The following is an 11,860-nucleotide window of genomic DNA, read 5'->3' as shown; positions in this document are numbered from 1 at the left end:
AGTTATAGCTGTTTGATTAAAATCCAACACTTATTCCCCACGTCACGGAACGCGTCAAAGGATAAGTTGTCCCCGGCGTTTCCGGGTCAATACCCGAATAATTGGTAAACGTGAAGAAGTTATTCAAGGAAAGGGACAAATTCACTGAAGAAAGCCCCAAGAACCGATTCCAATGCCCAGGCAATGAATAGGTAAGCGTGATATCCCGAATTCTCAAGAAAGACACATTCTCGAGATAAGTCCCGTCTGTAATAGTCGTCGTGTGCACATTATACTCGTCAAGCAACAAACGTTCACCCAAATAGTCAACGATTCTCGGGTATTTTACACCTGTTGTCCGCTCCTTCGTCCAACGATTCACCATATCTTTTCTAACATTCAAGTGGTTGCGGTACAAATCGCTATAAGCCGTTTGCGGCTTTTCCCCTGTAATCAAAGATGTGGCTGCACTATAGCTGACAGGCGAATTTATCTTATCCACGATTTTCGCTCCCGAAGAAAAATAAGCCCCCACGTTTAAACCCAGATTCCGGTAAAAAAACTTCACGTTAAACCCGCCCGTTACCGGTGCTGTGGACGTCCCGAGATAATAACGGTAATTATCTGCCACTTGAAGATCGCTTCCCTTATATATTTGCGCATCCGGACGCAAGACGTAAGTATACACGCCGTCCCGCGGGTCTATACCCGTGTAAATTCCACCAAAAACGGCTTCCAACGGGTAACTTTCCAAATACCCGTCTCTCATGACAGTTTCGTTCTCTTTTTTAAATCTTGTCAACTTATTCCGGTTCAATGCTATATTAGCCCCTAACTTCAGCTTGAAATCCCTGCCATCTAATACTTCTACTTGCAATGTTCCCTCTATACCCTTATTCACGACGGTCGAGGTGTTAAAAGCCTGATTGGAGAAACCGGTCGTGGACAACACATCGACACTAGACACCAGATCCGTGCTTTTTCGGTAATACGCTTCCACTAAGCCAGAAACCCGATCATCAAACAACCCGAAATCGAGAGCCACCTTCATATCTCTAGTTTTCTCCCAACGAATCTTTGGGTTCGGCGCAGAGAGAACACTACCGGTACGTTCCCCGTTCCAGTAAGACGTCGAGTAACTAAGTACCAAATCTTTCTTTACCGACTTCACGATGTTTCCCGTGTAGCCCATTGCTGTTCGTAACGTCAAGCGGCTCAGCACCGGTCGCAACGGCTCCATGAAAGACTCCTGGTCTATATTCCACATTGCCCCCAGGGACCACGTGGGATTGAATTGTTCGTCACTACCGAAATTGTTCGATCCATCCGTCCGGAAAGTAACACTCAACAAATAACGCTCCCTGAAATTATAATCCAGAGCCGCATAGAACGATGCGAACCGATTCTGCCGGGTAGCCTCTCCCGCCAGTTTATCAATTAACTCTGCGTACTTCTTCACGTCATTCACCGTGGCATTCGGGGGAAGCGGCATAGCCGAGTTACCCGTGACATCGTCATACCCGTAACGTTTGCTATAACTCTGTTCTGTCTTATCCCCGCGTAACTCCGCACCCGCCAGCAATGTCACCCGATGAGAGTCAAAATACAAGTCCTCGTACGAGAACTGTCCCCGGGCACTGTAACTATCACCCGCAGAAGAAGAACGTGTGATAGAACCGTAAGGAACCATATCTTTATTATTCTCATCAAAATAAAGCCGCTCATTAAAAGCCGCATAGGTATCCTTTTTCTTAACATCTTTCATCTTGTTATCCGTGTAAGTATAAGATGCCAGACCACTAAACTTCACTTTATTCGAGAATCGATATTCAAGATCCAGCCGAACAGCCGCATTCGTTTGATCGGCATTCCCTTTCGTTTCCTTCATTTCCCGCAAAATATTAAACCCTTCAGCCGGAAGCAAGGGTGTCACCGCACCTTGCCCGTCACTCAATGCCGCCATATTAAAGTAAGTCATATCCGCACGATAACTTCCATCCTCGTTATACGGCTTCTCGTAAGGATTTGCGAAATAAGCGTATTCAAAAGGATCCACGTCCATGGATGAACCGCGAGACTGCAATTTCGCCAAATCTATCCCGAAACCCAAATTAATCCGTTCCGTTGGTCGGGTATTAATCTTAGCATTAATATTATAACGTTCATAATCAGTCTCCTTCACCAACCCGTTATCCTGGTTATATCCCATCGAGAAATAATATGTTACTTGGTTGGAACCTCCCGAGAAGGATAAATTATGACTCATTGAAAATGAATTGCGAAAAATCACGTCAAACCAATCCGTCGTTGTTTTACCCAACTCAGCGATATAAGCATCTTGTTCAGCAGAATTCATCTTCATCTCGTCAAAATTATCTTCCGTCCAGAGCGTGTTATTCTTCCCGAGCTTATCCGCCCGCAACATTCCTACAATCCCGATTATCGGACTGTGTTTCTTGCGACTAGCTGTTTGATTATACTCGTAAGATTCTGCCGAAAACTCATCCCACAATTCTTGTTCCCATGCCAGCTTTTCTCGGGCGTTCATCAAATCCGGATCCCGTTGTGGCTTCAGCCCCATCGTGAAATTAGCAGAATAATTCACGGTCATTTTCCCCGGTCTTCCCTTTTTGGTGGTAACCACGATAACCCCCCCCGCTGCTCTCGAACCATAGATTGCTGCCGCAGAAGCGTCCTTCAAGATGGTCACGTTCTCGATATCATTCGGGTTAATTCCCGCTATTCCCCGCACGAATATATCATTCAAACTACCGGACTTAATCAATCCCGTCGAAATCTCCGGCACATCCTGCTGGATAGGTACCCCATCAATCACCCACAAAGGTTCTGCATCTCCACTGATCGTGTTCGTACCCCGGATTCTGATCTTGGCAGATTCTCCCGGACGTCCGGAAACAGCCTGCACGCTAACCCCTGCAAGTTGCCCCTGCAACAACATATCCACGTTTGGCACCGGCTTATTGGCAAATGCCTCTTGTGTAAGAACTCCGACTGATCCCGTGGCTCTTCGTTTCGTCGTCTGCCCGTAACCAGTGACCACGACTTCGTCCAGCTGGTCGATCTTATCTTTCATGATGACTTTGATGGTCTTTTTCACATCGGAGATTTTCACCTCCTGGGTTTCCATACCCACGAAAGAAACCAATAACACGATTTCCTTTTGTTCCGGGATGGTCATCTCGAATTCACCCTTGATGTTGGTGATGACACCCATGTACGTGCCCCGCAACAGCACGGTAACTCCTGCGATAGGTACCGAATCAGTGGTCATCACGATTCCTTTCAGGGTTACTTTCTTCACCTCGTCTTGGGCGGGGCGATCGGCACGGACGATGACCACGTGGTCTTCGATCTCGTAGGAGAAGCCGGTGCCTTTCAGGCATTTGTCCAATACTTCCTTGATTGAGGCGTCCTTCACGTCCAGCGATTTCACGCGGATGTTTTGCAAATCATCTAAATTGTAGACGAAAGTGTATTGGCTTTTCCCGCGGATCTCCGCAAAAATGTCCGTCAAACTCTTGTTGTCCGCTTTCAGGGTCAATTTCACGTCTTGCGAGTAGCCGGCGGAGAACGCAAGGTTCTGTATCAGCATACAAAGGCACAAGAACTTGACCGACAACAACCTCCTCCACAGCTTTTCTCTCTTGAAATAGCCTAGCGTGTCATTTTTTTTCATACTTTTGTTTTTAGGTTTCACATTTAATCCAATGATGAACTTAGCAGGCGGGCAATGGTGCGAACATTGCCTGCTTACATTTTTACAAATTCACTCGACTTACTTGTATTCTATTTTTACTTTCAAATTTTCAACAAAAATAACATCTCTCTGGGTTCTTTTTTGTCATTATTTCTAGGGATATTATTCCCCACGAATCGCTTCTTTTAGTTACCCGGTTCCCGGTATTCCTCCACCCGCACTTCTCTTCCCTGTATCAAGAACCTGACTTTGTGGGTTTTCTCTATCTTCATTAATAGATCCCGGATATGCTCGTAACGTTTCATCTCGACCGAAAATCGCGATTTCTTCAACTCCTCATTACCAAAGGTCACGTTCACGTCATACCATTGGGACAATCGCTCCATAATTGTCGCCAAGTCTGCTCCCTCGAAATAGAATATCCCGTCTTTCCACAGGGTGTAATGCTTCACGTCCACCATCCTCGTCACGATCTTCCCATTTTCAGGGAGTACTTCCGCCTGCACGTTAGGAAGCATCAGCACGGATTCATCCCTGTACGTCAGACATACCCGTCCCTCCACCAGCGTAGCCACCATCCGTCCACGGTAAGTCGTCACGTTGAAACTCGTACCCAGCACCCTCAGATCGGCGCCGTTCGCGAGCACGTGGAAAGGGGCTGTCGCATCCTTCATCACCTCAAAATACCCTTCTCCCTCCAGCTTTACCTCGCGCCGGTTTCCCTTGAAGCGCAAGGGGAAATGCAACTTGGATTCCGAGTTTAACCACACCCGCGTACCGTCCGGCAATTCCAGGAAGAATTCCCCCCCGCGGGGCACCACCAACGTGTTATATTTTTCCGCTGTCGAGGAATCCGCCTGCTGCCGGTACACCACCTTCTCCCCGGCTGCCGACACCACGCTTCCCCCCGTGTCCACTTGAAGCCCCTTCTCGTCCCACAACTCCACCGATTGCCCGTTAGCCAGTATCAGCAAGGCTTTTCCCCCGCCGGGAACGATCTCCGTGTCCTCCGTCCGGGACAACCTGCCCTCCCCGTCCCCGGAGAACCACAGCCATCCCGCCACACACAAGGGCAACACCAGCATCGCCGCGTACCTCGCCACGGTGCGCCATACCAAACGCCGCCCGTAATGCTTCCGCTCAAACCGCTGCCACTCGCCTTTCACCATCTCCTTCCCAGCACGCTCTTCCCGTGACAGGATATACGCCCTCGCCTCGCGATACTCCTCCTCGTACCGGGGCGACTCCTGCCGCCACCGTTCCAGCAAAGCACGTTCCCCCTCGTCGAGAGTCCCGGCGATTTCCCCGGCTATCCAGCGGGCCACGTCAAAACGTTTTTTCAACAAATCAGTCATTCCTTCCGGTTTATGGTTTTATATAGAAGACGATCGAGAGAAAAAAGTGGGTGAGTGGGAGATAATTATTTTTCCATCAAAACGAGAAGAATCATCAAAATATCTTTGGAAAGCAACTTCCGTAATGCCACGTAAGCACTCTTTTTCAATGACTTCACCGTGTTGACGGAAATATGCAACGCCTCGGCAACTTCCGAGTTATTATTCCCTTTCAGGTTCAAGAGGATGATAGAGCGGGATTGTGCGGGCAACTTGTCAATTGCCTCGTACAGGATGCGGAACGTTTCCTGCCGGGTGACTTCTTTCAGGAAATCACCATCCTCCGCATCTTCTTCATCCAAATGAGCCTTGTACCGTTCCCTGATCCGCTGGTGCTTGCAATGGTCGAGGTAAATATTGCGGGCAACCGTGTACACGAAAGCCTTCGCGTTCTCCACCGTCTCGAATTCTTCCCGGTGCTCGAATACCCGCGTGAAAGCCTCCTGCGCAAAATCACGAGCCAGCTCACTCTCCCCGGTGTACCGCCGCAACAAGGTGTACACGGGAAGAAAGAAACTCTCGAAGAAAGCCTTAAACTCTTTATGCGATACTATTGCCATAACAAAATCAATTGCACTTTTGCAAATTTACACATTTCTATTGAAGTTTAAAGTTTAGAGTTTAAAATTTAAAGTTACTCTAAACTTCCCGATAATTTTCTATTTTTGTCTTCACGAAACAATTTACACGACCATGAGCAATAAAAACGACAAGAAAGGACGAGTGAACGTGGTGTACTCCACGAACCCGGATTTCCGGTATGAGTATGACGGGGAGGATGAAGTGGAAACCCTCACCCCGGAGAAACAGAACCTGCGAGTGACGCTCGACACCAAGCAGCGCAAGGGAAAAACGGTGACCCTTGTGCAAGGTTTCGTGGGAACGGAAGACGACCTGAAGGAACTTTCCAAGTTGCTGAAAAACAAATGCGGCGTGGGCGGGTCGGTCAAGGACGGGGAAATCATCATGCAAGGCGAACTGAAAGAAAAGATTCTAGCCATCCTCCGAGACAATAAATACAGGGCGAGATAATGCCGTTTCGATATGTATTCGGGCACAAGGCGGGTTCGTTCACGGGAGCCGTGAAGGACAAAAAGGGATTGTTCGAGGTAGCCTACAACGGGACAATCTTCTTAGACGAGATCGGGGAAATGGCTTACGAGTTGCAGGCGAAACTGCTACGCGTACTCGAAACTGGGGAATATATCAAGATTGGCGACACGCGTCCCACGAAAGTGAACACGCACATCATCTCCGCCACCAACCGGGTTTTAAAGAAAGAAGTGGAAGCGGGACATTTCCGGGAAGACTTGTACTGCCGCCGCTACGGGAGCGCAAAGACGACATCGAGATTCTAGCACGGGTATTCGTGCAACATTTCTCCTGCCAACTAGGAAAAACCGTGGAAGGCATGACGCCCGAGTTCCTCGATTCCCTCAAGACTGCCAGGTGACTCCCCCGGGTTCGAGCTTGCCGCTGTTGAAAAACGCCACATCGCACGTGTACTCCAACACACCCGCAGTAACAAAACAGAAGCATCGCGCCTCTTGAAAATCGGGCTAACCACGCTGTATCGAAAGATCGAGGAATATAGACTGTAAAAAGAACTTATTAATTTTAGATTAGCAAGATTTTAAATCAATCAATTGTTCCAGACAAAGCAACCGGGGAAGTACTCGCCAACGTCGACAGGATTCTTGAACAGAGCGTAAACGGCAGAGCCACTGCCAGTCATGGCAACATAGAGAGCCCCGAGGGAGCGGAGTTTATCTTTGACCTCCCCGATTTCCGGCACACGAGGAATGACGGATGCTTCAAAGTCATTCGCAACCACGCCTTCCCACGCGGACACGGGCAATTTGCCGATCTCCCGCAAGTCGAATGCGGCGGGACGGGGCTCGATACCCCGGTAGGCTTCCGGCGTGGAAACTCCCCGGTCAGGCTTGACGAGTACCATCGAGTATGCCGATAATGACAAATCGACGGGTTCCATCAGTTCCCCTTTCCCAAAAGCGAAAACAGGTCGGTTCTGTACGAAAAAAGCGCAATCGCTACCCAGTTGTGCGGCATACGCCATCAGTTGCCCCTCGCTCAACCCGAGCGAAAACAATCGATTTAATCCCACCAGCATAAAAGCAGCATCAGCAGAGCCTCCCCCCAATCCAGCACCGTAAGGAATCACCTTGTGCAAGTGCACGTCCACGGCAGGCAAGTCATGCTCCTCCGCCAGCAAGTGGTACGCCCGCATAACCAGATTCTTCTCCGGGGCACAATCGATGGCTATCCCCGTCGCGGCGAAAGAACAATGCCCCCGGCTACCGCCAACGGCATGAATCTCAAGAATGTCGTGCAAATCTATCGGGTAAAACACAGTTTCCAGGTTGTGAAAACCGTCCGGTCGCTTTTCCGTGACGAAAAGCCCTATATTGATTTTGGCGTTAGGGAACAGTACCATGGGAAAATTAAAAGTTAAAAATAAAAAACTACAAACTCACTTCGGCAAATGTAGCATTTTTCAGTACATTTGCCAAAATAAGCTATTATAAAAATTCCGTGCCATGTTAGAATCATTACAATCACTAGACCAGACTATTTTCCTCGCGTTAAACGCCCTACACACGCCTTACCTCGATTCGTTCATGTATATATTTACCGGCAAACTGGTATGGATACCCTTGTACGCCTCGATCCTGTACGTGCTGTGGCGTAATTTCAACCCGCGGATGGCGATTTTTACCGCGGTGATATTCGGTCTGCTTATCGTGATTGCCGACCAGACGTGCAGCTCGATACTGCGCCCGATATTCGAACGCCCCCGCCCCTCCCGCAACCCGGAGATCGCGGACATCGTGCATCTCGTGAACGACCGCCGGGGAGGCAAATTCGGCTTCCCCTCTTGCCACGCCGCCAACACTTTCGCGTTGGCTTGCTTCATGATGCTGTTGTTCAAGAACAGGGCCATCACGACATTCTTCATGCTTTGGGCTATCGTCACCTGCTACACCCGCATCTACGTGGGAGTACATTACCCCGGCGACCTGCTATTCGGTACGGTGGTAGGGTTCGCGGCAGGATTCGCCACTTACGGCATTTACCGCCTCTGCCTCCGGGTGAACGGCATAGCCTCCGCCTTGGACTACCGGAAAGACAGGGCTCTCGTGAAACGCCCGCTCGGCATAAAATACACGTCGGTCATCATCTACACGGGAGTGCTCACGATCGCTTGCTTCGCTGTCTATTGTATCTGGTGGAAAGCGTATTAATTTTGATTCAATTATCCTTTTTCTTTCCTTTAAACATCACCTTCGGCTCAATCACGAAGGGAATAATGACTAGAGTAGCGTTTAATTCCAGTTCCATGTCTTTCATTTTTCCAGAATGGGAATAAGAAAACTTCTGTCCACCGTAATCTATTTCCCCGTCGCCCGACAAGTTATACATCCCGTCGAGCTGCGTCACGCCACACGACACGGGTTTTAACTCAATTCCCTTGACGGGCATTTGAAACCCCACGAGTTCGATAGACACTTTGCCCGCCTCGCCAGCCTTAATCGCCACGGTACAAGGCATAGGCCCGTCCGGTACAAGGGAATTACCCTCGGCATCTTTCGCCATAGACTTGATTTTCTCGGGAATATCCAGCGTCGCTTCGCCCTCGTAGACCCCAAGCAAGGCGATCGTATCACTGACGACCTCTCCTTTCTTCCCGGGATAGAAAATAACAGCAATCAAAGCCACAAAAGCCAACACTCCCACGAAAATGATTATTTTCTTCTTCATCATCTTACTTTTTGTTTTCACACAACTTTTCAGCCAATTTCACGGACTCCAAAGCATTCAAGATTCCTCCCGACGCACATAAATCCTCGAAATACACCTTCTCCTTGCCCAACACGCGAATTCCTGCCGGGCGGGAAACCTCCACCCCTCGCCTAGAAGTCACGCCATCCAGCAAAACCCCTTTCAACTCCTTCACGGTCAACCCCGGGAAATAATTCCAGATCAACGCCGCGACCCCGGCAACCACGGGAGCTGCCATGCTCGTTCCGGTAAAATCCTTATACCCGTTGCCCGTTATCGTCGAATAGATAATACCTCCTTGGGCAAACAAGTCGACCTCATCTTTCCCGAAATTAGAACTCATCACGGGCATCCCATCCGCGTAAGAATTACCCACGTTAATCAAATTCTTCACGGCCTTTCCCTTACTCGAATAGCGGGTCGGGTAATCATAAGCATGATCCGTGCAGCGACCGTTATTCCCGGCAGCATGAACAACCAACACCCCCCTCTTCTCCGCGAACCGAAGAGCCGCATCCAACCATTCCCTGTGCATCGAAACAGAACGTCCCAAACTGATATTAATAATATTAGCCCCGTTCTCCACCGCGTACCTGATAGCCGAAGCGACATCCTTGTCGTACTCATCGCCTCCATCCGCGCACACGCGCAAACTCATCAACCGCACATCAGCCACCCCGTCCACGCCCACGCCATTGTCCCGCGTGGCACCAATAATCCCCGCCACGTGAGAACCGTGATCGTGAGGGGTCATCGTGGCGTTACCGTAAAAGCGGTCCTTGACATCATTCAAGTCATCCCCCACGTTTTTCCGACCATCAGCCTCATAAGCCCGGAGTTTCGCACTATAACGTCCCTCGAAAGTTTTCAACAGCGTATGCCGCAAATTCAACATCTGTTCCCAATTATTCCGCGAGGTATATTTCCATCGGTCAAGATAATATTCAAACGCCCTCTTCTCCAACCCGCTTTCCAACTTCTCGCCCAAGGCGACAAAATGCTCCTTCTCCAACTCCACCCCGGGAAACATCTCCTTCAACCGCCGATCGAACCCATCCATTAGCTCTGAATAAGTCTTCACGTTCATATAAATATTATACGCATCAGCCAATTCAGACACCTTGGGCAATTCATTCACGTAATAATGATAAAGACTCTTCTCCCGCTTTGACAAGCGACTCGTGTCCACCCCGTCGAAACGCTCCCTCAGGTACATATAATACCGGTCTGCTTCCGCCGATATCGTCTTCACCGAACCACCATCAGGGGTCCCCAAAAAATTCCATCCATGCACGTCATCCACGTACCCGTTCCCGTCATCATCAATCCCGTTACCCGGGATCTCCCCCTCGTTCACCCACAAACTTTCCCGCAAATCCTCGTGCGTGATATCCATCCCCCCATCTATCACGGCCACCACAACACGTCGTTTCGGCTCACGCCCTTTCAAATACTCGTAAGCATCATACACGGCTGCCCCGTACACCCTATCTTTTTCGAAAGACCTTAAATGCCAATCACGAGGCAAATTTTTCTTCGTCCAAACCTTTTCCTGTCCTTGCACCATTCCACACAAACACGTGCAACAAATCAACATTACATACCAATTCTTCATACAAACACTTTTTTATTCGTTATACTAATTATCCATACTTCACTATCCCCCATCTGAAAACATAACGAACAAACAGCAAAAACAGGGTACATCCAAAATCTTTAAATATTATATCAATTTATCACATCGGCACACTTCTTGCATAGTAACCCGAAAAACCGATCTATCGTAGAAGATATTTGAACAGTAGAAAATAACATAAAATGAAAAAATTGGTACCTAGCAAAATGATAAAGACTTTATGTCTGGGGATTATCTTGGGAACAAGTATTAACAGCATAGCCCAAACAACCCCTCCGACCACGGAAAAACTGATCCCTTACGGGGATTTCAACAGTTGGATGGTGCGAATCATCGATGAATCTTTTGTCATCGGGGGAAACACGAAAGTCCTCTATGAGGTAGCCCCGGTAGATACCATCCGGGGAGACGTCCCTTACAACAGTTCGCCCATGTCGCCCTGGCGTACCTCCAACGTGATGGCAAAAGTCAGCGGTGTCACGAAATGCAGCATCTCCGTGTTCCCCGAGAAAAGGGACGACGGACAATGTGTCCGGTTGGAAACACTCATGGAAAAATGCAAAGTACTGGGAATCGTCAATATCACCGTGCTCGTGCCGGGCACTATCTACCTCGGCGAGATGCTGGAACCAATCAAAGACACGAAAAACCCGCAAAGCAAACTGAACGCCGGAATCCCTTTCACGGAAACCCCGAAAGCCGTCGTTCTCGACTATAAAATGTTTACTCCGGCAACCGACCACCGGATCAAAGCCACGGGATTCAGTAAAATAGTAGACGTCCCGGGACGGGACTCCGCCGAGATATACGTTATCCTGCAAAAACGCTGGGAAGACGAGAACGGCAATGTCTTTGCCAAACGTGTCGGTACCGTGGTAGAACGCATATCGGAAACCAATCCCGACTGGGTGAACAACCACAGGTTGAATATCCTGTACGGCGATGCCTCCGGACAACCGGGCTACAAACCCTTCATGCAACTGATTCCCAAAGACCAATCCCTCTACTGCATCAACAGCAAAGGAAAGTCCGTACCCATCGAGGAAGTAGGCTGGGGAAATGCTGACGATAAACCGACCCACCTCGTGTTCCGCGTTTCTTCCAGCTACGGCGAGGCTTACATCGGCACCGTCGGCAATAAATTCTGGGTAGACAACGTGCGACTGGCATATTAATCCCTACCCGTCCCCTATCTCTTCTCTACCCGTTCCCTACCTCAAGAAGGTATCACAAACGTATCATGAACGTAACACCATCGCAAATCTACGTTTATGATGCGTTCATGATACGTTCATAATACCTTTATGAGGTAGCGTATCTATAGCCCAAAGA

General features: G+C 49.0%; 9 protein-coding genes and 1 pseudogene. 4 read left to right on the top strand and 6 right to left on the bottom strand.

Annotation, left to right across the window (positions count from 1 at the left end; all coding sequences use genetic code 11):
* Positions 1-16: 16 nt before the first annotated feature.
* The 3 genes from BN8899_RS14455 to BN8899_RS14445 all read right to left on the bottom strand — a co-directional run bounded on the left by BN8899_RS14455 (position 17) and on the right by BN8899_RS14445 (position 5,651).
* A complete protein-coding gene (locus BN8899_RS14455; protein ID WP_065219950.1) occupies positions 17-3,676 on the bottom strand; it encodes a SusC/RagA family TonB-linked outer membrane protein in 3,660 nt (1,219 codons plus the stop codon).
* Between the two features lie 206 nt (positions 3,677-3,882).
* Positions 3,883-5,052, bottom strand: coding sequence for a FecR domain-containing protein (locus tag BN8899_RS14450; protein ID WP_018336853.1), 1,170 nt, complete (start codon positions 5,050-5,052; stop codon positions 3,883-3,885).
* Between the two features lie 65 nt (positions 5,053-5,117).
* Positions 5,118-5,651: an RNA polymerase sigma factor gene (locus BN8899_RS14445; RefSeq protein ID WP_018336854.1), complete on the bottom strand. Its 534-nt coding sequence runs from the start codon at positions 5,649-5,651 to the stop codon at positions 5,118-5,120.
* A 133-nt stretch (positions 5,652-5,784) separates the two neighbouring features.
* Here BN8899_RS14445 and BN8899_RS14440 point away from each other — a divergent pair, with 133 nt between their 5' ends.
* The gene (locus BN8899_RS14440) at positions 5,785-6,123 is read left to right on the top strand and encodes a translation initiation factor (protein ID WP_018336855.1); all 339 of its coding nucleotides are present in this window, start codon (positions 5,785-5,787) and stop codon (positions 6,121-6,123) included.
* A 14-nt stretch (positions 6,124-6,137) separates the two neighbouring features.
* Positions 6,138-6,692, top strand: a pseudogene (locus BN8899_RS20805) (sigma 54-interacting transcriptional regulator); the annotation flags it as partial.
* A gap of 41 nt (positions 6,693-6,733) precedes the next feature.
* Here the strand turns inward: BN8899_RS20805 and ispE are convergent.
* On the bottom strand, positions 6,734-7,546 hold the full coding sequence (ispE, locus tag BN8899_RS14430; protein WP_065219947.1) for a 4-(cytidine 5'-diphospho)-2-C-methyl-D-erythritol kinase: 813 nt from the start codon (positions 7,544-7,546) through the stop codon (positions 6,734-6,736).
* A gap of 103 nt (positions 7,547-7,649) precedes the next feature.
* Between ispE and BN8899_RS14425 the strand changes: the two genes are divergently transcribed.
* Entirely contained in the window at positions 7,650-8,354 is a 705-nt protein-coding gene (locus tag BN8899_RS14425; protein ID WP_065219946.1) for a phosphatase PAP2 family protein, read from the top strand.
* A 7-nt stretch (positions 8,355-8,361) separates the two neighbouring features.
* Here BN8899_RS14425 and BN8899_RS14420 read toward each other — a convergent pair whose 3' ends face one another.
* Positions 8,362-8,874, bottom strand: a complete 513-nt coding sequence (locus BN8899_RS14420; protein WP_065219945.1) for a hypothetical protein — start codon at positions 8,872-8,874, stop codon at positions 8,362-8,364.
* Between the two features lies 1 nt (position 8,875).
* Positions 8,876-10,507 (bottom strand): S8 family serine peptidase, encoded by a 1,632-nt coding sequence (locus BN8899_RS14415; RefSeq protein ID WP_065219944.1) that lies wholly within the window; start codon positions 10,505-10,507, stop codon positions 8,876-8,878.
* 203 nt (positions 10,508-10,710) lie between these two features.
* Here BN8899_RS14415 and BN8899_RS14410 point away from each other — a divergent pair, with 203 nt between their 5' ends.
* A complete protein-coding gene (locus tag BN8899_RS14410; protein ID WP_316244990.1) occupies positions 10,711-11,703 on the top strand; it encodes a PCMD domain-containing protein in 993 nt (330 codons plus the stop codon).
* Positions 11,704-11,860: the final 157 nt, after the last annotated feature.

This window comes from Butyricimonas sp. Marseille-P2440 (genome assembly GCF_900091675.1).
Taxonomy (GTDB): Bacteria; Bacteroidota; Bacteroidia; order Bacteroidales; family Marinifilaceae; genus Butyricimonas; species Butyricimonas synergistica.
This window is presented reverse-complemented; position numbering and strand designations above follow the sequence as displayed.